Below are 22454 nucleotides of genomic sequence, written 5' to 3' on the forward strand. Positions count from 1 at the left end.
GATGCGCTGGTGGCAAAAGCTGCAATTGATGATGCGTGGCAGCCGCCGCCGGCGCGAGGCGCGGTCGGTCGGTGGCAGCCCGCCAGCCTTCTACGCTCCATCGCACGCTTGCCCGTCCTCGCCCATGTTGCCGGGCGTCTGGTCGGCTAGGCTTTCGATCGGAGCATGTGCGGATCTGGCGGGCTTGACGGCTGTCACCATTGGGGTTTGCTTGGGTCTGCCAACCGAGGACGATCATGGCCGGGCCACGCGAGAGATCGACCGCTGCGGTGATGCCTCTCGGCGTAAATGGATAGGGTTCCGATCTTGTGGAATGAGCGATACTCACGTCCCGACTATGTGTTTGGAACAGAGCCAAACGCCTTTCTGGCATCCTTTGGTGACCTGTTCACGCCCGGCCAGACTGCGTTGTCCGTGGCCGATGGCGAAGGGCGTAACAGCGTCTGGCTCGCATCGAGGGGATTGCAGGTCACGGCATTCGATGCCTCCGAGGTCGGCCTTGCGAAAGCGAAGGCGCTCGCGGCGCTGAAGGGCGTATCCGTCGACTATTGGCTGGCCGCGATCGAAGACTGGGAATGGTCCCCCGACCGTTTCGACGTTGTGGTGGCCATCTTCATCCAGTTCGCTGCTCCCGACCTGCGCCGTAGGATTTTCGACGGCATGAAGCGGACGGTCAAACCCGGCGGGTCGATCCTCATGCAGGGCTATAGGCCGGAGCAGCTTGCCTTCGGCACCGGCGGCCCGCGCGAGCCAGACCAGCTCTATACGCGAGCCCTGCTGGAAACGGCCTTCGCAGACTTCGAGATTATCAGGCTGGTCGAACACGACAGCGCGCTGCAGGAAGGGCCAGGGCGACGGCATCTCGGCGCTTATTGATTTCGTCGCCAGGCGGCCGCTGTAAGTCCCATGCCCAGCGACCTATCGATGAGACATCATCCGGCCTCGTCTTGCGGCCGTGCATAGAACTCGACGAAGAAGCGCACCGGTCCGGTCGGCGTCACATGGTGGGGTGCTTCGGGCCGGATCAGCGGATAAATGACGCCGGGCTTGGTGCTATGGGCTCGCCTGAGACCGGCCGGCAGCGTTCTCCCGTCGAAATCAGGCGTCCGCCGATAGGCGGCGAGCCCCTTCGGCCAGGCAGTCTCGTCATTGCGGCTAGCGGCCGACCAGCGCGATGCCACGGATATGGCCAGCGTGCTTGTTGAAGACCGCCCGCATGTCGAGCACGCGGCGGCGCGCATCGCCATCGGCGATCACGTTGCGCACGAATTTGAGCGTCCGCCACGGGCCTTCGTCAGCAAGGATGCGGCTCATCTTCAGCAGGTGCATCGGCGCCTGCCGCACCTCGAGGTCAATGAAGCCGGCTTCGGTCAGCAGTGTGCGCCACTCCGCCTCGGTTAGCGGCCGGGCGCCGACAGGGATGGAACGCGACAGCGTCGTCCCGATCTCGGTCTTGACGGAGTTGGTGACGTCGTCGGGCACGATGGCGAGCAGCACCTCGACGCCGGCGGCATTGAGCGGGGTCAGCAGAAGGTCGCCATACTCGTCCTGGCTGATGGGGCATTGGCAGGCCGCTGGAATCCCAAGCCGGGCGAGGGCAATCGCGCAATTGAACGGCAACCGGCCGGCCAAAGCTTGGCGTTCGGTCGTCGAGTCGCTGGAGGTCGGGACAAGATCGATCAGGCTCTCCCACCCATCACGAACATTCGCCTCCCCTCCTTTGGAAGAACGTTAGGCGCGCCGAGGCAAGCGCTCGCCTGGCGCGAGCGCATAAAAGGTTCCGCGACGCGTCGTTCTAGACGAGTTGTCCATCGGGTGCGGTTGCCGTTGCCGGCGCCGCCTTTGCGCCGGTCATGAACGCCACCGCGTCGGACATTGTGTAATCCTTGGGATCGATAACGCACAGGCGTCGGCCGAGGCGGTGGACGTGGATGCGGTTGGCCACTTCGAAGACATGCGGCATGTTGTGGCTGATGAGGATGATCGGCATGCCCCGCGACCGCACGTCCTGGATGAGATCGAGCACGCGGCGCGATTCCTTGACGCCAAGAGCGGCGGTGGGTTCGTCGAGGATGATGACCTTGGAGCCGAAGGCAGCGGCGCGCGCGACGGCTACGCCCTGGCGCTGGCCGCCGGAAAGGGTTTCTATTGCCTGATTGATATTCTGGATGGTCATGAGGCCGAGTTCGGAGAGCTTTTCGCGGGCGATGCGCTCCATGGCCGGTCGGTCGAGCTGGCGCAGCACCGAGCCCATGAAGCCTGGCTTGCGCAGTTCTCTTCCCATGAACATGTTGTCCGCAATGGAAAGAGCGGGGGACATGGCCAGCGTCTGGTAGACGGTTTCGACACCGGCAAGCCGCGCATCGATGGGCGATGAGAACTCGACCTTCTTGCCCTCGAGGAAAATATCTCCGCTATCGGGTCGGATGGCGCCGGAGAGGGCTTTGATCAGCGAGGACTTCCCGGCGCCATTGTCGCCGATGATGGCCAGGATTTCTCCCGGCAGGAGATCGAAGTCGCAATTGTCGAGAGCGGTGACGCGGCCATAGCGCTTGCCGAGGGCGCGGGCGGAGAGAATGGGTTCCATCACGCAGACACCTTTCTGATCCACTGGTCGACCGCAACGGCGGCGATGATGAGGACACCGATGAGCAGGTAAGTCCACTGGGCGTCGGAACCGAGCAGGCGCAGGCCGAGCGAGAAGACCCCGACGATGAGGGCACCGAACAGCATGCCCAGGATCGAGCCGCGGCCGCCGAAAAGCGAGATGCCGCCGATCACCACCGCGGTGATGGATTCGATATTGGCGGTCTGGCCCGAAGTGGGCGAGACCGAGCCGATGCGGCCGATGAGCACCCAGCCGGCAAAGGCGCAGATGAGCCCGGACAGCATATAGACCGAGATCAGGACGCCGCGCGTGTTGACGCCCGAGAGTTCGGCGGCGGCGGCATCGTCGCCCACCGCATAGACATGCCGGCCCCAAGCGGTGTGACGCAGCACATAGGCGAGGATGAGCACGATGGCGATGAAGGCGATGACGCCATAGGTGAAGACGGCGCCGCCCACCGAGAAGGACTGGCCGAAGAATTGCAGGATGGGCGCCTGGGTCTCGATTTCCTGGGCGCGGATGGTCTCGTTGCCCGAATAGAGGAAATTGGAGGCCAGCGCGATCTGCCAGACGCCCAGGGTGACGATGAAGGGCGGCAGCTTGACGCGCGCGATGAGCCAGCCATTGACGAAGCCGATGAAGGTGCCGAGCACGAGGCCGCAACCAATGGCGACGACCGGCGGCAGGCCGAGCCGGAAGGTGAACTGGCCCATGACCACCGAGCTCAGCACCATGATGGCGCCGACCGACAGATCGATGCCGGCGGTGAGGATGACCAGCGATTGCGCGGCGCCGACAATGCCGACAATGGCGACCTGCTGGAGAATGAGGGTCAGGGCGAAGGACGAGAAGAACTTGCCGCCCAGCAGGGCGCCGAAGACGGCGATCGACAGGACGAGCACGATGAGCGGCACGAGGGCCGGATTGGAATGGAGCGCATGCTGCACACGCCCGAGCAGGGTGACGTCCTGCTCGAAAACGGCAACCGCCTCGGGCTGCCGGATGAGGCCGGCTTCGGCCTCGGACTGGTTCGACATGGGTTTCCTCCCCCCCTATCCACCGATGACGGCAGAGGCCGGGCGCACCCGAGCCCTGCCGCCTATGTTAGCCGAAAGCGGGATCAGCCCCAGCAGAGTTTGGCGCCTTCGGCGCTGTCGATGGACTCGACGCCCTTGACCGGCTGGTCCGTGACCAGCTTGACGCCGGTATCGAAGAAATCCTTGCCCTGGGTGGGGGCAGGCTTGGTGCCGTTGTCGGCCCAGGCCTTGATCGCCTCGACGCCGAGCGCCGCCATCTGCAGCGGATATTGCTGGGAGGTGGCACCGATGACGCCATCCTTGACATTGGCCACGCCCGGGCAGCCGCCGTCGACGGAAACGATGGTCACGTCCTTTTCGCGGCCGATGGACTTGAGCGCTTCATAGGCGCCGGCAGCCGACGGCTCGTTGATCGTATAGACGAGGTTGATCGTGGGGTCTTTGGCGAGAAGGTTTTCCATGGCCTTGCGGCCACCTTCCTCGTTGCCGGCGGTCACGTCGTGGCCGACGATGCGCGGATCGGTCTCGTCGCCCCATTTGGAGACGTCGGCCACGTCGATGCCGAAGCCGGTCAGGAAGCCCTGGTCACGCAGCACGTCGACGCTGGGTTGGCTGACGGCCAGATCGAGCATGGCGATCCTGGCATTGGCGGCTTCGGCGCCGAGCTTGCCGGCGGCCCATTTGCCGATCAGCTCGCCAGCGCGGAAATTGTCGGTGGCGAAGGTTGCGTCGGCCGCGTCGATGGGATTGAGCGGGGTGTCGAGGGCAATGACCAGCAGGCCGGCATCGCGGGCCTTCTGCACGGACTGCACGATGGCCGAGGTGTCCGACGCGGTGATCAGGATGCCCTTGGCGCCATCGGCGATGCAGGTTTCGATCGCCGCAACCTGGGTTTCGTGGTCGCCGTCGACCTTGCCGGCATAGGATTTGAGGGTCACGCCCAGTTCCTTGGCCTTGGCCTCGGCGCCTTCCTTCATCTTGACGAAGAAGGGGTTGGTATCGGTCTTGGTGATGAGGCAGGCGGACACGTCCGCGGCCATGGCGGCGGACGTCATGGTTGCAAGGCACAGCGCGGTGCCGATGAGCAGCTTCTTCAAGTTGTCTCTCCCTTGGTCCGGGGCGCTGTCCTGAGGTTCCTCCTCCAGGGCGGCGGGCCGGTTGCTTGATCGCAGGAACTTATCGTGGCGGGATTCAGGACCTGCGTCAATATATAAATCTCATTTATTTATTTATCTCCCGCCGCATGCCTTTCGCGACGCAGGGAGCGTCATTATGGTGCCGTTCATGGAGAGCGCAGTCATTAGATCGCTGAGCCGCGGCGTGAACCAGAGCGGGGTTCGCGACTATAACGAGCGGCTGCTGCTCACCCTGCTGCAGCGCAACGGCCCCATGGCCGGGAGCGAACTGGCACGATTGTCCGACCTGTCCCCGCAGACCATTTCGATCATCCTGCGCGAGATGGAGGCGGAGGGGCTGTTGGCACGCGGTGCGCCGGTCAAGGGGAAGGTGGGCAAGCCCTCGGTGCCGATGAGCCTGGCCGAGGACGGCGTGCTGTCTTTCGGCTGCAAGATCGGCCGTCGCAGCGCGGTTCTGCTGCTCGCCGATTTCCGCGGCACGGTGCGGCACGAATTGCAGATGACCTACAAATATCCGTTGCCGGAGCCGATCCTCGGTTTTCTGCGCGAGGGCATCGATACAATCCTGGCCCAGTGCCGAGCCGAAATGCGCAAGCGGGTGTGCGGCATCGGCATCGGCATGCCGTTCGAGCTCTGGCGCTGGAACGAGCAGGTCGGCGCCTCGATCTCGGAATTCCAATCGTGGAAAGACGTGGACCTTGCCGTCGAGCTGGGCCGCTTCACGGACCTGCCCGTGCATGTGGTCAATGATGCGACGGCGGGGTGCCAGGCCGAGCATATCTATGGACGCGGCAAGGAATTCCGCGACTACGCCTATTTCTTCGTCGGCGCCTTCATCGGTGGCGGCATCGTCCTCAACCATTCCGTGTATCAGGGTCATCAGGGCAATGCCGGCGCGCTGGGCTCACTGCGCAGCTTCGGACCGCAGGGCGAAAGCCAGCAACTGATTGACACGGCGTCGATCCACCTGCTGGAAACACGGCTCAGCGAGAACGGACACGACCCGCAGGATCTCTGGACCCTGCCGCAGGACTGGAGCCGGTTTGCCCGCTTCGTGGAGCCGTGGCTAGGCCGCACGGCGCAGGAGCTGGCACGAGCCAGCCTATCCGTCTGCGCGGTTATCGACTTCGAGGCAATCCTGATCGACGGGGCGTTTCCTCCAGCGGTCAAGCACGATCTGGTGGAGCGGACGCGGCGCTATCTTGTCAACCAGGACATGCGTGGGTTGATCGCGCCACGAGTGGAGGCCGGCGCCGTTGGCGGCAATGCCCGGGCGATCGGGGCGGCGGCAAGTCCGTTGTTCGAGAGATATTTCATGAACGGAAGTATCCGGCTGTAGCGAGCGATCCAGCGCCTTTGGTCTGCCGCCCGCGTCACGGCAAAGCGCCCATATTTGCTCGCCAGCAGCTCGGCGAAGCTGCCGCCAGGGATGCCGAATGCCTCGCCGCCTGGACACAACCGTGTCATCCGTATCGGCAGCTTCTCCAAGACCCTATCCGCCTCGGTGCGTTACGGTTATATCGCTGCCCGCCCGGACTGGATTTCGGACCTCTTGGATAGCCGGCGACGCAGATGTTGTCAGACCGCTTGTGTCAAGCTGCATTCGGCAATCGAAGCTCGGCGACCAGGCCATCTTGTTGCCACGTCCTGCTCACTTCGCCAGCGGCTGAATGCACGATGCGATCGACCATCTCGCTGCCGAAACCGCGCTTGCCCGGCGTGGCCGGGACAGGTGGCCCTCCTCTTTCGGTCCACGTCAGATCAAATTCCTGACCGTCAGCCACCCATTGTACCGTGACGTTGCCATCATCGACGCTGAGCGCTCCGTATTTCACCGAGTTCGTGGCGAGTTCGTGGAGGAAAAGTGCCAGCGTCGTCATGTTGTTGCGTGATATTGCAGTCGTAGTTCCGATCGCTTGGCATCGATGGCCGTAAGGTCGCAGCACGGAATTGACGAGAGAACCCAAATCCACCTGGCCGGCGCTACCCTCACGGACTTCGGGGTCAGAAAAGACGGCGTCCGAGGCGCGAGACAGTGCGTGCACCTTCTCGCGCAGGATTTTCGTTGCGGTTTCCGGCGCATCCTCGCCGGCAGCTTCCTTCTCCGAGATGACGATCAGCCCCGAAACGACGGCAAACAGGTTCTTGATGCGATGCTGCATCTCACGGGAAAGCAGCTTCTCCCTGCTGACCGCGTCCTCAAGCTCCCTTTCCAGCAAGGTTTTTGCCGTCACATCCCGCGATACGCACAGGATCGACAGGACATGTCCGGATGCGTCGACAACAGGGGTTAGCAGATTGTCCCAGTACGTCGTGCCTTGGGGCGATTGGCTCCGGCCCGGGAACCGGGCATTGTGTCCGTCAGCGGCTTTGCGGAGAGCCTCAAGACCAAGTTGATGTACTGCGTCCGGCAGCAAAGGAAGCCATGGCATTCCGAACTCGGAATCTTGGGGGACGCCCAGAGCAAGGCAGCCCGCCTTGTTCATCGTCAATAGCCTGCCGTCGACCGAAAGGACCTTGATGCAATCCGGCGTTGCATCCAGCATTGCCTTCTGCAAATCGGACAAGTGAGTTTCGGTCTTGGAAAGAGCATCCGGAAAAATGATGCTAGTGTAGATTCCAGCGGCGGCTTCCATAGCCTGTACTCCACGATTGCCACGGGCCACCCAAGGGCTCGGTTCATACAGCATTCATGCCTAGGCCACAACCGGCTCCGGTTTGGAGCATAGTTCCCTTGCGGCAGGCTGCATGCGGCTCGCCGCAGCCCAGCCGGGAGCCTCAGCGATCGGAGTCCCTCCAGATGCTGCTCGCTATCACAAGTGCAGATGCCTGTCAGATTGATGCTCCCAGCGCAGCGGCGAGATGTGCTTCAGAAAATAATCCGGAATCTCGCGATGCATTTTACGTAAGTGGATGACAGCGCGTTCAACTTGGACCGCATTCCAGTGTACGATCGTGCTGACGACGACGTTGAGGCCGGAAGCGCGGAGGCCTGGTTTTCGAACGATCGGTCCCGTGATCTATCCGCGTTCGTGGAAGAAGGCGGCGCGGTTCGGCTTATGCGTGGTGGTCTCGACGCCGGTCGCAAGCCTTCCAGTGGCGCCACCGCGGATCGCCGGGGGGAGAGGAAGGTCGGAGCTTTCATGGACGAACGCGCCGGCGATGAGCTCGCAGTGACGTTCGGTGATGCCCTCGCCGCGAGCGGCCGCGTACCAGGTTGATCGAACGGCCTCCTTCAACTGTGCGATGAGGTCTGCCGCCTCCTCGGTGGAGAGCAGGAACCGCGCGCACTGCGAAAGCATGTTCTGGTCGTTTGCATAGCGGCCGGCATCGCCGCAGATCAAAGCGAGGCCGCGGCGCTCGACGCTGACCGGAGTGTTGGGCGTAAGGTCGCAAGCGGGCGAAAGGCCTCATTGGGCACCCGTTCGGGTGATCGACGTTCTTGTGGAAGGACTGCATCTTGCCCGGTCATGCCTTCGTTCGTGCGATTCCCTGCTTTACAGTCCGGCCCGGCTATGATCTCCGCGACCTGCTGAACCTCTACATCTATGTCGATCTGAAGGAGATCCGCTCGTCACGCCGCATCGAGCGCGAGTGCAATGGCAGCGTCCAAGTCATCTGGCTCACTCGCAACTGGCACCCGCCGTACGGCTACTCGTAGACCGTCTTGCCGGTCTCGTGCTTCTTCACGAAGTCCCAGTTGATGTTGAAGCCGAGACCCGGGCCGGTCGGCACCGACACGCAGCCTTCGCTGTCCACGGCGTCGAGATCGTCGGAATAGTCGTCGGCATGGATCTGGTGCTGGCTCTTCCAGCCCGGCACCTTCGGGTTCACCAGCCCCAGCTCGTAGTAATTGGTGTTGCGGATCGCGGCCATGCAGTGCCGCGGCGCATGCCCCGGCGCGTGGATCTCGACATCCATGCCGAAGCCTTCCGCCACATGCGCCAGCTTCATCACCCCGGTGATGCCGCCATCGTAGTCGACATCCGCCCGCACGAAGTCGGTGCCCTCGGCGATCAGGTTGTCGACCCTCGGCTCGATGCCGCGGATGTGCTCGCCCATCAGGATCGGCGTCCCGATGAACTCGCGCAGCCGCTTGTGCGCGTAAGCCGAAATGCCGCCGTCCTTGTAAGGGTCCTCGTACCAGAAGTACCCCGCCTCGTCGCAGGCCCGGCCCACCTTCAGCGCATCGCCCCAGTTCTCGTACTCGCAGCCCGGGTCGATCATCAGGTCCATGCCCTCGCCGACGGCCTTGCGCGTCGCCAGCACCGCCGCCGCCTCGCGCGCAATGGGCCCGTGCCCCCAGCCATGGATCTTGAACGCCGGGTAGCCCATCTCCTTGCACTGCACGGCGAATTCGCCGAACGCTTCGGGGCTGTCGAGCCCCCCATTCTCGTCGCCGTGGAAGGTCGAGGCATAAGCCGGCAGCCTGTCACGCCAGCCGCCCAGCAGCTGGTAAACCGGCTGCCCCGCCACCTTGCCGGCGATGTCCCACAGGCAGCAGTCGATCGGCCCCATGCCGAACTTGTCGTGCTTGCGCAGCGCCCGCTTCATGTCGTTCCAGATCAGCTCGCGCTGCAGCGCGTTCTTGCCGATCAAGTAGTTGGCGAGCATCGCCACCTGCGCATAGGAGACGCCGACCCCGCCGGCATATTCGCCGGTCACCCCGCCCGCGGTCTCGATCGTCATCACATAGTCGGTGAACTCGACCGTGCCGCCCTTCGAATAGACGTGGTTGAAGCCGTTGTAGTCGCCGGTGAGGTCGCGGCGCGCCCACCTGTACTGCTGGACGCTGACACGGGTGATGCTGAGGTCCTTCATCTCGTTCCTTCGGGTAGGGGAGGGGGGCCGGCGCCCGCGCGCCGTCCACTCAAATGCGGTTACCGCTCTGCGGGTCGAACAGGTTCACCGCCCGCATGTCGATGCCCAGCGTCATCGGGTCGCCGAGCCTGGGCCGGTCGCGCGAGCCGAGCCGTGCCGTCATCATCTGCCCGCCGACATCGAGGATCACCATCGTGTCCGGTCCCGTCGGCTCGACCACGTCGACCTTGCCGCTGAGCGTGCTCGCCGACCCGGCGGCCGCGGTGAACGTCTCGGGCCGGATGCCCGCCACCACCGGCTTGCGGACGAAGCTGCCGACCTCCTGCTCGATGCCGCCGAGCCCCAGGCTGCCGCCCGCATGCCGCAGCACCAGCCCGCCCTCCGCCTGTTCCAGCGTGCCCTCGAGGAAGTTCATCGTCGGCGTGCCGATGAAGCCCGCGACGAACATGTTGGCCGGCCGCTCGTAGATGGTCTGCGGATCGGCGAACTGCTGGATCACGCCGTTCTTCATCACCGCCACCTTGGTGCCCAGCGTCATCGCCTCGATCTGGTCGTGCGTGACGTAGACCGTGGTGGTCCCCAGCCGGTCGTGCAGCCGCTTGATCTCGGTGCGCATTTCGACCCTGAGCTTGGCGTCGAGATTGCTCAGCGGCTCATCGAACAGGAACAGGTCGGGGTCGCGCACGATGGCGCGGCCCATGGCCACGCGCTGGCGCTGGCCGCCCGACAGTTGGCCGGGCTTGCGCTCCAGCAGGTGCTCGATCTGCAAGAGCTTCGCCGCCTTGCGCACCCCCGCCTCGCGCTCCGCCTCCGGCACCTTGCGCATCTCGAGCCCGAAGCCGATGTTCCGCTTCACCGACATCGTCGGGTAGAGCGCGTAGCTCTGGAACACCATGGCGATGTTGCGGTCCTTGGGGTGCACGTTGTTGACGTTGCGGTCCCCGATCACGACGTCGCCGCCCGAGCTCGGCTCGAGTCCGGCGACGATGGCGAGGAGCGTCGACTTCCCGCAGCCCGAGGGCCCGAGCAGCACGAGGAAGCCGCCGTCTTCCAGCTCGATGTCGATGTTGTTGAGGACTTCGACGGACCCGAAGCTCTTGCGGACGCCCTGGATGGAAAGCGGTGCCATCGGTCTAGCCCTTGACTGCGCCGGTGGTGATGCCGGCGACCATGACGCGTTGCACGATGGCGAACAGCACGACCACCGGCAGGATCGAGATCATCCCGCCGGCGGCCAGCATGCCCCACGGCAGTTGGAATTCGCCCACCATCAGCTGCAGCCCCACCGGCCAGGTGCGCGAGCCCTGGCTGGTGGTGAGCATCAGGGCGAACAGGTATTCGTTCCACGCCGCGATGGCGACGAAGAGGCAGGTGGCGACCAGCCCGTTGCGGGCGATCGGAATGACGATGCCCAGCATCGCCCCGATGCGGGTCGAGCCGTCGATGCGCGCCGCGCTTTCGAGCTCCTTGGGCGCCGCATCGAAGAAGCCCTTCAGCATCCACACGAACAGCGGCAACAGGAAGCTCGTATAGGCGACGGCGAGCCCCACACTGCTGTCGAGCAGCCCCACCTGCTGCATCACCACGAACAGCGGAATGATCATCAGCACCGCCGGGAACATCCGCACCACGAGGTAGCCCAGCATCAGCTGCGTGCGCCCGGGGAAGTGGAAGCGCGCGAATGCATAGGATGCGATGGTGCCGGTGAGGAGGCAGATCAGCACCGTCACGCTGGTGGTGATCAGGCTGTTGATCACCAGTGCCGGGTAGCCCGACTGGTTCCACAGCCGCACGTACCACTCGAAGGTGAAGCGCGTCGGCAGGTACACCATCTCGCGCGTCACGATGTCTTCCTCGACCTTCACCGAGGTAAGCAGCGTCCACAGGATCGGGAAGATGCAGATGAAGGCCAGCAGGATCAGCACCGCGTAGGCGGCGATGTCCCAGATGAGCTTGGAGCCGGAGCGGGTCTGGGCCATGGCGCTAGTCCTGGTTGACCTTGGCGAGGCGGATATAGATGTAGGCAAAGCCCATCAGCAGCACGAACATCACCACCGACAGCGCCCCCGCGTAGCCGAAATTGAAGTCCTTGTAGGCCATCTGGAAGGCATAGAGCGACAGCACCTGGGTCGAACGGCCCGGGCCGCCCGAGGTGAGGATCAGCAGCAGGTCCGGCGAGTTGACGAGGCCGATGACGCGCAGGATCACCGCCGCTGCGATGATCGTCTTGAGCATCGGCAGCGTGATCAGCCGCAGCTGCGCCAGCGGCCCCGCGCCGTCGATGTCGGCAGCCTTGTAGAGATCGGATGGGATGCTCTTCAGGCCGGCCATGATGAGCAGCGTGAAGAACGGGAAGCTGTGCCAGGTCTCCACCACGATGGCGGCGGCCATGGCGGTGGCGGGGTCCGCGAACCAGGCCTTGTAGCTGTCGAGCCAGCCCAGTCGCACCAGCACGTCGTTGATGACGCCGAGGCGCGGGTCGAGCATCAACGCCCACATGTGGCCGGCAACGACGTTGGGCAGGAAATAGGGAAGTAGGATCACCACGGCCAACATCTTGGTGCCGGGCAAGTTGCGGTTCAGCGCCAGTGCTGCGATCAGGCCGATGACGAACTCGAGCACGATCGAGGAGGTCGCCCAGACCGCCGTGTTGCGCAGCGAGACCCAGAAGATCGGGTCTGCCAGCATGCGGGCATAGTGCTTGGAGCCCACCCAGTCGGTGCCGAGGTCGGGCCGGTTGAGCCGCATCTCCCGGAAGCTCATCTGCATGCCATAGAGCGTCGGATAGAGCACCACGGCCGTGATCAGCAGCGCGCTGGGAAGGAGCAGCACGTACATCCAGTACCTGGTCTCCGACAGCTCGCCCAGCATGCGGACGGGGTTGATGGCATCCCAGACCGATAGCGGCGCGGAACTGGTGGCCGAATAGGACGTGCGGCTCATCGGAGCTCTCGAAGGCTAACGGTGGCGAGCAAGGAGACACGGGCGGCCGCCATCCTGGCAGGCCGCCCGCGGGGAGGTTGGTTACGAGGTCGCTTCCGCGAGGCCGGCGATCATCTCGTCGACCGCCTGCTCCGGCGTCGCTTCGCCGATCAGCACGCGCTGGAAGGCGGGGAGTACGGTGCTCTCGGCCCAGCCGGCGGCGCCGGGGAAGCTCGGCTGCGGGATGCCGAAGCCGAGGGTCTCGGACGCGGCGGCGTACATCGGGTTGCCACCGATGCGTTCGTCCTGGGCCGCGGTGGTCGAGGCTGGGAAGTAGCCGGTCTTTTCGAGGAAGGCGACGGCGGCGTCGGGCTCGCCCCAGAACTTGATCCATTCCCAGGCCGCGTCGGCGTCCTCAGGCTTGGTGATCGAATTGTAGGCATAGGCGAGGCGGGCGACGCGCTTGGCCGGACCGGCCGGAATCGCCATGGTGCCGAACTCGACGCCGGGTTTCAGCTTGGACGCGATGTCCTGATACGAGCCGGTATGGTGGGAGATCATCGCCGTCTGGCCGGTCTGGAAGCCTTCGATGATCTGGCGGAAGCCGTCGTTCGGCGCGCTCGGGGGCGCGGCGTTCTTGGCCATGTCGGCGAAGTACTTGATGCCCTCGATGGCCTTATCGCGGTCGAGGCCGGTCGAGCCGTCCTCATGCAGCACAGGCGAGCCGAAGGCTTCCATTATGTTGAGGATGGTGTACTGACCGCCAGGGCCGCCGCGCAGGCCGAAGCCATAGCGGTTGGCTCCCGCGTCGGTCAACTTGACGGCCGCGTCGTACATCTCGGCGAGGGTAGTCGGCACGGCGATGCCGGCTTCCTCGAACCAGTCCTTGCGGTAGTACATCCAGTCGACGAAGGCGAAGCCCGGCACGCCGTAGATCTTGCCGTCGGCGGTAATCGAGTCGAAGCGCTGGTCGGCGAAGTCGGCGCGGCGCTCCCAGCTCTGGATGCGGTCCGTCATGTCGCTCAGTGCACCCATCGCTAGCAAGTCGCGGAAGCGCTCGGACGACACCATGGTGACGCTCGGGCGGGTGTTGGCGACCACGGCAGCGGTGATCTTGGCCATGAACTCCGGGTTAGGGATGTTCTCGGGCGTAACCGAGATGTCCGGATGCGCCGCGGCGAACAGCTTCATGACCTCGTCGAGGCCCGCCTGCTCGGATTGGCTGGTAAAGGTGTGCCAGTAGTTGATCGACTTGCTCTGGGCAAAGGCGGCTTGCGGCACCAAGGCCGAGGCGGCGAGCAGTCCGCCGCCATCTTCAGCACGTTGCGCCGGCTAAAGTTCGTCATGTGGGTCCTCCGATTTTGATCGTTCAATAATTCGATCTGATATATCAGTTTCGTGGTACTGACGTCGGCGCCGGAGTCAAGTGCTCGCTGACTTTGACCTGCGTCACGGCTGCAGCGTCACGCAGCCCAGTCGTAGCGGTGCCGACACCGGGCTCGTCGCTGACGCGCAGGTTGCGGTGGACGATGGCCGAGGACCCAGGCTTGTCGAGGGCGCGAACCTGCTCCTCGTTCATGATCAACTGCTCGCAGCAGTCGTTGTTCGAGATGCCGCGCAAGGCTGCGCGGTCTCGAGGCTCATGCCGTGCACCTCACGTCGCCCGGGGTGTGCACCTTGTATCCTTTAAGCGAGGTCGCGGGCGTCGCTGCGTCCGGCGCTAAATGAACATCCCGAGGTGACGTTGCAGCGCCGTGGTGAAGTGGGCGACGAGCGCCGCCTCGGCGGCATTTGGGTCGCGCTCCTCGATTGCCGCGATGATCTCGATGTGCTCGCGCATCGTCCGCTGCGCGAGCGGCACGGTCATGCGGCGGTTCAGCCGGACCAGCCGCAGGTAGGTGCGCATGCGGTCGTAGGCGTTCTGCGCGAGTGGATTGCGCAGTGCCTCGATGGTCGAGTTGTGCAGCAGCTCCTCGAGGTATTCGAGTTCGACCAGGATCTCCGGCGTAATGCCGGCCGTCTCTAGCTTGAGGGCCATCTCGAGATGGCGGCGGCGCAGGTTGGCGATCTCCTCGTCCGTCGCGGTTTCGCAGAAGACCTTTACTGCCGCGCGCTCGATGATAGTGCGCAACTGGTAAGTCGACTTGGTCAGCTCTGCGCCGGGCTTAGTGATCTGGATGCCGGAGCGCGGGTGGATGGTCAAGATACCCTCCGCTTCCAGCACGCGCAGGGCGTCACGGAGCGGAGCCACCGGAACGCCCAGCAGCTTGACGAGGTCGTTCTGGGAGACGAAGGCGCCCGCTGGCAGGCGCCGGTCGAAGAGCGCCTCGAGTACCCTCCGGTAGGCAACGTCGCTCAGCCGGGTCCCTGCCTCGGTATCGCCGGAGGTGATTATGCCAACCGCTCGTTCTGCCACTTGTGTGCGTGACCTCCTTCGGATAATCGGCAGATATCTGATATATCAGACAGTTGAGATAGTCCATCAGAAAGCTCCGACCATGCACGTCGTCGACTTCCGCATAACCCGTTTTCAGTATGCCCGTGACCGCGTGATCGGCGACAGCCAAGTGTGGATCGACCAGGTCAACATCGCAGCGCTGGAGCTCATCGCCAACACCGGCGAGGTCGGGCTCGGCTTCGTCCAGGCGCTGTTCTACCCGCTGCCCGATCAGGCCGAGATGGAGCGCGTCTTCCGCGCCGAGGTCTGGCCGGGGATCGAGGGGCAGCCTCCAGCGGCGCTGGTCCATCGGGTGTCGCGGCCGCGCGGCGGCAATCAGCGGGCCTATTCGGTGCCGTTTCACGAGTCGCTGCAGCTTGCCCTGTGGGACCTTGCCGCCAAGCAGGTGGGGCTTCCGATGCACCGGTTGCTCGGCAGCCGGCGCGATCGCGTGGAAGCTTATGCCAGCGGTCTCGATTTCCATCTGACTGACGACCAGTACTGCGCCCTTTTCGCGCATGCCAATTCGCTCGGCTACCGCGCCTTCAAGATCAAGGTCGGGCATCCCGACTTCGACTGGGACCTCAAGCGGCTGAAGCTCCTGAAGCAGACCGTCCGCAAGGATGCGCTGGTGATGATTGACGCCAACGAGGCCTGGGGCGCCAAGGAGGCGCTGACCAAGCTTGAGGTAATCCGGCGCGAGGGGCATGACCTGCTGTGGGTCGAGGACCCGATCCTGCGCGACGACCACGACGGGTTGAAGATGCTGAAGGACGCGTGCAGCTGGACGCTGATCAACTCCGGCGAGTATCTCGACGCGCACAACAAGCGGCTACTGATGGAAGCGCAGGCCACCGACATCCTAAATGTCCACGGGCAGGTGACCGATGTGATGCGCATCGGCTGGCTGGCTGCCGACCGAGGCATCCCGGTCAGCCTCGGCAACACTTGCCTTGAAGTCGGCGTGCATATGGCGTGCGCGCTGCCCGAAGTGCAGTGGCTCGAATACTCTTTCCAGAACTACGATCACCTGGTCGAGGAGCCGGTGGATATCCATGATGGCTGGGCGCTCGCGCCGAGCCGGCCCGGCCATGGGCTCGTCCTCAGCGAGACGGCCCGTCGGGAATGGTGGCGACCGCACGTTCTGGGACCCGACCAACTGGGTACGGCGCCCGAGAACGCCCGCCTCGTCAAGCTCTGAGCCGTCCACGGCATCGGGTGCGTCGTCGGCTTTGCCGTCAAGAGCAAGCGCACGGCGCGACCGTCATCGCCACGGCCTGACTGGTGGCTTCGCCATGTCTGGAAACGCGTCCGGCAGGCGAGTACCCCCCGATCCGCTCGAAGGTCAGCGTCGAGCGCCGACAACTCGGTACCACTGCGCACTTCTGCCGATCGTCCAGTTGCCATGCCACATCCTGCGACGCGATCCTTTGAGACTCAAACAGGACGCGCACGCGGTGAAAGTCTAGGCGAGCTGCAGAAGGGCAGGGATAACTCCCTGCGGGCGACCTATTCGTCCGTCAGTCGACGCTCAAACTGTCACAACTGCTGCGGAGTGACGTGAGCGGCCCGCATCTCTTTGACGAGACTCAAAATCTTTACACGGCGTTCGAGGACGATGGCTCGTCGACAGCGCTTGAGGCAGTTGAGCAATAACTACAACGCCATTCTAGCAACTTGCCAACGACCGACTGCACAAACGACATGTAACGACTCCTGTGCTGGCAGAAGCCTGCGTCTGCCCCGAGGGACGTGGACAACTTTCCTGGCGACTTGCGAATTCCGCCAAGGGTTCAAACACTTGTGCGTGTCGCCGCTCAATCACCCTTTGGATCGAGTTGGCTCACGTGTTCGAGACCTACGAGCGCTACAAAGGACTCTACTCAGCCAGTTCCCTTGACATCGCCGACGATATCCGCGCCGCCGCTTCGTTGAGATGGCTCAGCAATTCTTGAGCGCGAGCCTGCTCCGAATTTGCGGGGATCATGAAACAGAGAGTAGCAATGGGGTGGCCGCGCTCGTCACGGATCGCAGCCGCGAGGCAGCACGTGTAGGTATCGGAAAGGCCAACCGTCATCATTACGTTGGCCTTCATGCCACGTTCGACGTCGGCCAGAAAGCTGTCGAAGTCGATAGTCCGGCCGCTAGGAAGCCGGAAGTCCTCGTCGGGAATGAGCGCGTGGATTTCGTCCGGGGTCATGCCGCCCACAAGCAATCTTCCCGAAGCAGTCCAGGGTATCGGAACTAGAACGCCGATCTCGGAAATGATACGAAACAAGCTCGCGCCCGGTTGCATGAAGCCGACCGTATACTTGTTCCCGACAAGCATGCAGAGTTGCGCGGTTTCTCCGTGAACTTTTGCGAGCCGCAGGACTTCGCTGCGACCGTGACGTAGCAGAGGCTGCGACGCGAGATACGCGTCCGCATAAAAGTAGATTGCTCGGCCGAAGAACGCCCTGTTGGCGTTGTCGATCTCAAGCATCCCAGCTTCCGCAAGACGCGCGACGATTTCATAGGTCGATGATCGTGGGGCGCGAATCTTGCGCGAGATGTCGCCGATGGTCATCGGCGTCCGGTTCTCCTTGAGGCACTCGAGAATGTCGATGACGCGGTCGATGCCCCGGGCGCGGGGCAGCGCTGAATCGGCGGTCGTGGTGTCCAAGCTCGGTGCCTTTCTTAACAGCTTGTCATCGTGACGGATGTCACCTACTGTACGGTATATCGACAGCGTGTCCAGTATATAGGACAACGCGACCGGTGATGCCTTGGAGGGAGGAAATTAGAGCGATGGCATCAGCAGCACCGCTGACCATCGACGAACCTGGCGAGCGGCGGCGGAGCCGGCGCGCGAACCTTCTGTTGGTCTCGGGCTGCGTGTTGCTTGTCATCATCATGCTCGTGCTTGCAGGCGGACCGCTCGTGCTGAAATACGGTCCGAACACCCTTGATTATGCCGCCATCCTGACGCCGCCAGGATCGGCCCACCTGTTGGGAACAGATGCCCTCGGTCGCGACCTTTTAGCGCGCATCATTTACGGCGGCTACAATAGCCTTTTCATCGGCGCCTGCGTGATGGTGGTCACCACTGTCGCGGGCGGCCTCATTGGCCTCGTCGCGGGCACAAACCCCCGGCTCGATGGCGTCCTGATGCGCATTATGGATGTGCTCATGGGCTTTCCGGTGCTGCTGCTCGCGCTCGCGATCCTCGCCGCCTTGGGCAATACCTCGGTGAATGTCGTTCTGGCGCTGGCGATGGTCTACACGCCGCGCACCGCGCGCATCGTGCGCGCCGAGGCGCTGGTAATCCGCCGCCTCACCTATGTGGAAGCCGCCGAGTCGATCGGCGCCGGGCCGATGCGCATCCTCCTCGTTCATGTGCTGCCAGGGATTCTCCCGGCCCTGATGGTGCAGGAGACGTTCCTGTTCGCCTACGCGATCCTGGGTGAAGCCGGCCTCAGCTTCGTCGGTCTGGGGCTGCAGCCGCCCAACCCAAGTTGGGGCAACATCCTGGGCGAAGCGCGCGCCGCGTTCCAGCAGGCCTCGTGGCTGGTGATGTATCCCGGCCTCATCCTCGCGGCGACCGTACTGGCACTCAACCTCATCGGCGACGGCCTCGGCCGCGCCATAGATCCGAAACGGCGCGACGGCTAGGCCGCCACTCCGCAGCAATCTCCGACAGGACCATCGAGACAAATGACCGACAGAGCGTGGCTCACCGAGATCAAGACCGGCAAGAAGTTCGAGCTTGGCCCGATGTTCCGCAGTCCTGGGGACGGCGAGCTCAGCGTCACCTTCGATCTGGGTGCGGCAGCCGACGAATTCGCCGGCAACTGGAAGAAGCCAGGAACGCTGTGGGAGCGGTTCGGTGCCGTGATGGCGCCGCTCGAGAAACAGCACGCCGTGACGCTGGGCGAGGGAAACACACCGTTGGTGCGCAGCCGGCGCTTTGCCGAAAAGCTCGGGCTCAAGAACCTGTTCTTCAAGTTAGAAAACTGCAACCCAACCGGCTCATTCAAGGACCGGCAAATGGCGAGCGCCATCAGTACCGGCCGGTCCTGGGGCCGGACTCGCTACGCCACAGTGTCATCGGGCAATGTCGGCAATGCTCTGTCGGCTTACTGCGCCGCGCTGGGCTACGACGCCTATGTGTGGGTGGCCTCCGACACCGCCGAAGGCAAGCGCCGGCAGATCAGCGTCTACGGCGCGCAGCTGTTCCTGTTCCCGCCGGCCGGACCCGGTCGTATGCGCGAACAGCTACGGCTGTTCCGCGGGCTCGGGCCATTCTGCGCCGAGCGCGGCATCGTGCCGATGATCTCTGCGCGGCCAGTCAATCCGTTCATGGTCGAAGGCACCAAGACAATGTCGTTCGAGATCGCGGCGACGCTGGGTCAGGCGCCCGATGAAGTATTCGCGACGGTCGGCGGCGGTGGCCTGATCGGCGGCCTGCACAAGGGCTTCAAGGAGCTCGTTGGGATGGAGCAGGCCAAGCGCATGCCGCGCATCAACGGCGCGCAGCGCAATGACCGCTACTTCGCGCCGATCGAACACATCACCGACGACAAGTGCGTTAACGGTGACTACTTCCTGCCCCTCGATGGCGAATGGGCGTGGGAGTCGATTCAGGACAGCAAGGGCACGATCGCGTCGGTCGATATGCCAGCGATCACCGAGGCGCAGGCCTGGCTCGCCAATCTCGAGGGCATCTTCGCCGAACCGACCAGCGCCTATGGCGTCGCCGGCCTGATCGAGGCAGGGCGCGCCGGCAGGATCGATCCAGATGCGACGATCGTCTGCATCGTCACTGGCAACGGCCTCAAGGACCTGGCTGCCGCCGACAAGTTTGCGGAGTTCTTTCCGCTGCACCAGCCCAAGACCGTGAACGGGCTTTCCGACTCCGGACTCTAACCGCGACCGCCGGGGAGGCGATTGCAATTAACAGCGCATGAGGTGGACGATGTTGCGACTAGCTAAAGGCCTGATGTTGACGAGCGTGATCTTCACCGGACTGACGGGGGCGGCCTTTGCCGCGACCTGTGAGATCACCGGTGGCAAGATTCAGGCCGCCATGACAACCAATCCATCGACGATGGATCCGATCTTGACCACGACCAATGCTAGCCGGCAGATCGACACGCATCTGTTCGAGTCACTGGTGACGCTGGATGAAAACTACAAGATCATCCCGCAGCTCGCGACTAGCTGGACCAAGAGCGACGATGGGCTCACCTATACGTTCACCTTGCGCGATGGAGTGAAGTTCCACAACGGCGCGATGATGACCGCCGACGACGTGGTGGCCTCGGTGCAGCGCTTCCTACAGTTCTCGCCTGGCGCCAATCGCTTCAAGAAAGTCGCGTCGGTCGAGGCGGTCGATCCCAAGACCGTGAAGATCACCGTCTCGGAAGATTTTCCGCTGTTGACCAATCTGTCCATGCCCTCGCCGATCATCGCCATCATGCCGGCCGATATCGTCAAGAAGTACGGCAAGGACGAAATCCGCGGCGCCGACGTGGTCGGCACCGGCCCGTACAAGCTGATCGACTGGCAGCCGGACGTCGGCGTGAAAATGCAGAAGTTTGCCGACTACGTGCCAGAGGCGGGCTTCGACGGACCGACCGGCTTCGGCGGCGCCCGCACAGCGTGTGCCGACGAAGTGGACTTCCTGCCGGTGACCGAAGAGTCGAGCCGCGTCGCGGGCCTTCAGACCGGTGACTTCGATTTCGTCGAAGCCCTGCCGATCACCTCGGTGCCGGACCTGCAGAACAATCCCGACGTCAAGGTCGCGATCGTGAAGCCGACCTGGGGCATCGCGCTCGAGATCGACCACAAGGACCCGTGGATGGCCAAGTTGCCGTTCCGCCAGGCGCTGCTCGCCGCGATCAACCCCGAGCAGGTGCTGATGGCGGCGACCTTCGGCCAGAAGGACTATTACCGGGTCCAGCCGAGCATCTTCTTTCCCGAGCAGACCAACTGGTACTCGGACGCCGGCTCCGAGGTCTACAACCACCCCGATCCGGACAAGGTGAAGAAGCTCCTCGCCGAAGCCGGCTATAACGGCGAGCCGATCACCTATCTCACCAACCAGAACTACGGCTGGATGTACAAGGCCTCGCAGGCGCTCGCCGCGCAGTGGCAGGCCGCGGGCATCAACGTGCAGTTGTCGCTGATGGACTGGCCGTCGCAGATTCAACGGGCCCAGCACCAGACCGACTGGGCGCTGAACCAGACCGGCTGGTCGCCGCGCTTCGATCCGTTCCAGCTCACCGACTCGCTCGGCTGTGGGTCGCTCGGGGCATTCGGCTACTGCAACGACAAGATGCAGGCGCAGCTCGACATCATCAACTCGGGCGCCACCGACGAGCAGCGCAAGGCCGCCTGGCAGGCCATCCAGAAGCTGGTCTGGGACGACGTCGCCGTGCTTCGCATCGGTGACTATTTCCAGCCCGACGGGATCCGCAAGACGCTGGCGGGCTACACCCCGTTCTACGTGACGCCGCGGTTCTGGAACGTGTCGCAGACGCGCAAGTAGGACCTCCCGAATGCTGACTCTGATCCTGCGCAGGCTTCTGCTCTTCGTACCCATGTGGATCGGGGTCAGCATTCTTTCGTTCGTCATCGTCCATGCCACGCCGGGCGACCCGGCGGCCGCCTTCGTGGGTATGGATGCCAGCGCGGGCAGCCTCGAGGTTGCCCGCGAGCGGCTAGGCCTCGACCTCCCGTATTGGCAGCAATTGCTGAACTGGCTGGGGGGCACGCTGACCGGCAATCTCGGCGACTCGTTCTTCCTCGGCCGCAGCGTGTGGCAGGCGATCGTCGAGCGCTTGCCGGTAACCTTCAGCCTCGGGTTCCTGTCGCTCCTGATCGCCGTGATCGTGGGCATTCCGCTCGGCACGGCAGCGGCGCTGGCGCCCAATTCCTGGAAGGACACGGTCAGCATCGGCGTGTCCTTGACCTTCCTCTCTGTGCCCGAATTCGTGGTCGGAATGATCCTGATCTACGTGTTCGGGGTCGAGCTCCGGTGGCTGCCGATCGGTCGCTACGAGCCGCTGTCAGCGGGCTTCCTGCCATGGTTCTACCATCTGCTCCTGCCGGCGCTTGCTCTCGGCCTGTCGCAGTCGGCGCTGATTGCACGCATGACGCGCGTCGCGCTACTGCAGGTGCTGCGTGCCGACTACATCCGTACAGCGCGGGCCAAGGGTCTGCCGGAGCGGGTAGTGATCGGCAAGCACGCCTTCCGCAATGCGATCATCACCATAGTGACGGTGATCGGGCTCTCTGTGGCGCTGCTGCTCAGCGGCGCGTTCATTACCGAAGCGCTGTTCCAGCTGCCGGGAGTAGGGAACCTCGGCGTGTCGTCGGTCCTGAGGCGGGACTATCCGGTGATCCAGGGACTACTACTGATCGCCTCGTCGTTCATTCTCGTCGTTAACCTTCTGGTCGACATCCTCTACGCGATGCTGAACCCCTCGGTCAGCGGGCGGTGACTTCATTCG

The 22454-nt window shown here is 63.8% G+C and carries 21 protein-coding genes and 1 pseudogene; 8 read left to right on the forward strand and 14 right to left on the reverse strand.

All coding sequences use genetic code 11. The features are described 5' to 3' along the window. Window positions 1-306 precede the first annotated feature (306 nt). Window positions 307-876 carry a class I SAM-dependent methyltransferase gene (locus BGO82_RS19220; RefSeq protein WP_291307238.1) on the forward strand — a complete coding sequence of 190 codons (570 nt, stop codon included), beginning with the start codon at window positions 307-309 and terminating at the stop codon, window positions 874-876. 279 nt (window positions 877-1155) lie between these two features. Here BGO82_RS19220 and BGO82_RS19225 read toward each other — a convergent pair whose 3' ends face one another. The 4 genes from BGO82_RS19225 to BGO82_RS19240 all read right to left on the reverse strand — a co-directional run bounded on the left by BGO82_RS19225 (window position 1156) and on the right by BGO82_RS19240 (window position 4700). After that, window positions 1156-1632: a hypothetical protein gene (locus BGO82_RS19225; RefSeq protein WP_291307239.1), complete on the reverse strand. Its 477-nt coding sequence runs from the start codon at window positions 1630-1632 to the stop codon at window positions 1156-1158. 163 nt (window positions 1633-1795) lie between these two features. Further along, window positions 1796-2587, reverse strand: coding sequence for an ATP-binding cassette domain-containing protein (locus BGO82_RS19230; protein ID WP_291307240.1), 792 nt, complete (start codon window positions 2585-2587; stop codon window positions 1796-1798). After that, complete coding sequence (locus tag BGO82_RS19235; protein ID WP_291307241.1) at window positions 2587-3645, reverse strand: ABC transporter permease; 1059 nt, start codon at window positions 3643-3645, stop codon at window positions 2587-2589. The genes BGO82_RS19230 and BGO82_RS19235 overlap by 1 nt, the downstream gene beginning before the upstream one ends. A gap of 83 nt (window positions 3646-3728) precedes the next feature. Beyond that, window positions 3729-4700: a sugar ABC transporter substrate-binding protein gene (locus BGO82_RS19240; RefSeq protein WP_291307577.1), complete on the reverse strand. Its 972-nt coding sequence runs from the start codon at window positions 4698-4700 to the stop codon at window positions 3729-3731. Between the two features lie 217 nt (window positions 4701-4917). Here BGO82_RS19240 and BGO82_RS19245 point away from each other — a divergent pair, with 217 nt between their 5' ends. Next, window positions 4918-6120: an ROK family transcriptional regulator gene (locus BGO82_RS19245; RefSeq protein WP_291307242.1), complete on the forward strand. Its 1203-nt coding sequence runs from the start codon at window positions 4918-4920 to the stop codon at window positions 6118-6120. A gap of 253 nt (window positions 6121-6373) precedes the next feature. Here BGO82_RS19245 and BGO82_RS19250 read toward each other — a convergent pair whose 3' ends face one another. Both BGO82_RS19250 and BGO82_RS19255 read right to left on the reverse strand, forming a co-directional pair. Further along, on the reverse strand, window positions 6374-7417 hold the full coding sequence (locus tag BGO82_RS19250; RefSeq protein WP_291307243.1) for a PAS domain-containing protein: 1044 nt from the start codon (window positions 7415-7417) through the stop codon (window positions 6374-6376). Window positions 7418-7530: 113 nt separating this feature from the next. Next, a pseudogene (locus BGO82_RS19255) lies at window positions 7531-7843 on the reverse strand (Tn3 family transposase); the annotation flags it as partial. A 398-nt stretch (window positions 7844-8241) separates the two neighbouring features. Here BGO82_RS19255 and BGO82_RS19260 point away from each other — a divergent pair. Continuing rightward, complete coding sequence (locus BGO82_RS19260) at window positions 8242-8442, forward strand: transposase (RefSeq protein ID WP_291307244.1); 201 nt, start codon at window positions 8242-8244, stop codon at window positions 8440-8442. Here BGO82_RS19260 and BGO82_RS19265 read toward each other — a convergent pair. The 7 genes from BGO82_RS19265 to BGO82_RS19295 form a co-directional block, all read right to left on the reverse strand. After that, the gene (locus BGO82_RS19265; RefSeq protein ID WP_291307245.1) at window positions 8433-9602 is read right to left on the reverse strand and encodes an enolase C-terminal domain-like protein; all 1170 of its coding nucleotides are present in this window, start codon (window positions 9600-9602) and stop codon (window positions 8433-8435) included. The two genes, BGO82_RS19260 and BGO82_RS19265, sit on opposite strands and share 10 nt — an antisense overlap. Window positions 9603-9651: 49 nt before the next feature. Further along, window positions 9652-10731, reverse strand: coding sequence for an ABC transporter ATP-binding protein (locus BGO82_RS19270; RefSeq protein ID WP_291307246.1), 1080 nt, complete (start codon window positions 10729-10731; stop codon window positions 9652-9654). 4 nt (window positions 10732-10735) lie between these two features. Beyond that, window positions 10736-11581, reverse strand: a complete 846-nt coding sequence (locus BGO82_RS19275) for a carbohydrate ABC transporter permease (protein WP_291307247.1) — start codon at window positions 11579-11581, stop codon at window positions 10736-10738. Window positions 11582-11585: 4 nt separating this feature from the next. Next, a complete protein-coding gene (locus tag BGO82_RS19280) occupies window positions 11586-12545 on the reverse strand; it encodes a sugar ABC transporter permease (RefSeq protein ID WP_291307248.1) in 960 nt (319 codons plus the stop codon). 81 nt (window positions 12546-12626) lie between these two features. Continuing rightward, window positions 12627-13805 carry a sugar ABC transporter substrate-binding protein gene (locus BGO82_RS19285; protein WP_291307578.1) on the reverse strand — a complete coding sequence of 393 codons (1179 nt, stop codon included), beginning with the start codon at window positions 13803-13805 and terminating at the stop codon, window positions 12627-12629. A 109-nt stretch (window positions 13806-13914) separates the two neighbouring features. Beyond that, entirely contained in the window at window positions 13915-14145 is a 231-nt protein-coding gene (locus tag BGO82_RS19290) for a hypothetical protein (protein ID WP_291307249.1), read from the reverse strand. A gap of 99 nt (window positions 14146-14244) precedes the next feature. Next, the gene (locus BGO82_RS19295) at window positions 14245-14940 is read right to left on the reverse strand and encodes a GntR family transcriptional regulator (RefSeq protein WP_291307250.1); all 696 of its coding nucleotides are present in this window, start codon (window positions 14938-14940) and stop codon (window positions 14245-14247) included. A gap of 82 nt (window positions 14941-15022) precedes the next feature. Between BGO82_RS19295 and BGO82_RS19300 the strand changes: the two genes are divergently transcribed. Continuing rightward, window positions 15023-16162, forward strand: coding sequence for an enolase C-terminal domain-like protein (locus BGO82_RS19300; protein WP_291307251.1), 1140 nt, complete (start codon window positions 15023-15025; stop codon window positions 16160-16162). A 678-nt stretch (window positions 16163-16840) separates the two neighbouring features. On the opposite strand, the gene BGO82_RS19305 is transcribed toward BGO82_RS19300, so the two are convergent. Further along, window positions 16841-17623 (reverse strand): IclR family transcriptional regulator, encoded by a 783-nt coding sequence (locus tag BGO82_RS19305; protein WP_291307252.1) that lies wholly within the window; start codon window positions 17621-17623, stop codon window positions 16841-16843. Window positions 17624-17748: 125 nt separating this feature from the next. On the opposite strand from BGO82_RS19305, the gene BGO82_RS19310 reads away from it, so the two are divergent. The 4 genes from BGO82_RS19310 to BGO82_RS19325 all read left to right on the forward strand — a co-directional run bounded on the left by BGO82_RS19310 (window position 17749) and on the right by BGO82_RS19325 (window position 22445). Continuing rightward, window positions 17749-18612 (forward strand): ABC transporter permease, encoded by an 864-nt coding sequence (locus BGO82_RS19310; RefSeq protein ID WP_291307253.1) that lies wholly within the window; start codon window positions 17749-17751, stop codon window positions 18610-18612. A gap of 42 nt (window positions 18613-18654) precedes the next feature. Then, window positions 18655-19866: a pyridoxal-phosphate dependent enzyme gene (locus tag BGO82_RS19315; RefSeq protein ID WP_291307254.1), complete on the forward strand. Its 1212-nt coding sequence runs from the start codon at window positions 18655-18657 to the stop codon at window positions 19864-19866. A 193-nt stretch (window positions 19867-20059) separates the two neighbouring features. After that, the gene (locus BGO82_RS19320; protein WP_291307255.1) at window positions 20060-21490 is read left to right on the forward strand and encodes an ABC transporter substrate-binding protein; all 1431 of its coding nucleotides are present in this window, start codon (window positions 20060-20062) and stop codon (window positions 21488-21490) included. Between the two features lie 10 nt (window positions 21491-21500). After that, window positions 21501-22445: an ABC transporter permease gene (locus tag BGO82_RS19325; protein ID WP_291307256.1), complete on the forward strand. Its 945-nt coding sequence runs from the start codon at window positions 21501-21503 to the stop codon at window positions 22443-22445. Window positions 22446-22454 lie beyond the last annotated feature (9 nt).

The sequence above is a fragment of the Devosia sp. 67-54 genome (genome assembly GCF_001899075.1).
In the GTDB taxonomy this organism is placed as follows: domain Bacteria; phylum Pseudomonadota; class Alphaproteobacteria; order Rhizobiales; family Devosiaceae; genus Devosia_A.

What these genes read in the sequence shown, in the direction of transcription:
- BGO82_RS19240 (WP_291307577.1), bottom strand. Translation starts at nt 4,700, where the DNA reads ATGACGTCCGCCGCCATGGCCGCGGACGTGTCCGCCTGCCTCATCACC.
- BGO82_RS19250 (WP_291307243.1), bottom strand. Translation starts at nt 7,417, where the DNA reads ATGGAAGCCGCCGCTGGAATCTACACTAGCATCATTTTTCCGGATGCT.
- BGO82_RS19265 (WP_291307245.1), bottom strand. Translation starts at nt 9,602, where the DNA reads ATGAAGGACCTCAGCATCACCCGTGTCAGCGTCCAGCAGTACAGGTGG.
- BGO82_RS19235 (WP_291307241.1), bottom strand. Translation starts at nt 3,645, where the DNA reads ATGTCGAACCAGTCCGAGGCCGAAGCCGGCCTCATCCGGCAGCCCGAG.
- BGO82_RS19315 (WP_291307254.1), top strand. Translation starts at nt 18,655, where the DNA reads ATGACCGACAGAGCGTGGCTCACCGAGATCAAGACCGGCAAGAAGTTC.
- BGO82_RS19245 (WP_291307242.1), top strand. Translation starts at nt 4,918, where the DNA reads ATGGTGCCGTTCATGGAGAGCGCAGTCATTAGATCGCTGAGCCGCGGC.
- BGO82_RS19325 (WP_291307256.1), top strand. Translation starts at nt 21,501, where the DNA reads ATGCTGACTCTGATCCTGCGCAGGCTTCTGCTCTTCGTACCCATGTGG.
- BGO82_RS19280 (WP_291307248.1), bottom strand. Translation starts at nt 12,545, where the DNA reads ATGAGCCGCACGTCCTATTCGGCCACCAGTTCCGCGCCGCTATCGGTC.
- BGO82_RS19300 (WP_291307251.1), top strand. Translation starts at nt 15,023, where the DNA reads ATGCACGTCGTCGACTTCCGCATAACCCGTTTTCAGTATGCCCGTGAC.
- BGO82_RS19310 (WP_291307253.1), top strand. Translation starts at nt 17,749, where the DNA reads ATGGCATCAGCAGCACCGCTGACCATCGACGAACCTGGCGAGCGGCGG.
- BGO82_RS19275 (WP_291307247.1), bottom strand. Translation starts at nt 11,581, where the DNA reads ATGGCCCAGACCCGCTCCGGCTCCAAGCTCATCTGGGACATCGCCGCC.
- BGO82_RS19270 (WP_291307246.1), bottom strand. Translation starts at nt 10,731, where the DNA reads ATGGCACCGCTTTCCATCCAGGGCGTCCGCAAGAGCTTCGGGTCCGTC.
- BGO82_RS19230 (WP_291307240.1), bottom strand. Translation starts at nt 2,587, where the DNA reads ATGGAACCCATTCTCTCCGCCCGCGCCCTCGGCAAGCGCTATGGCCGC.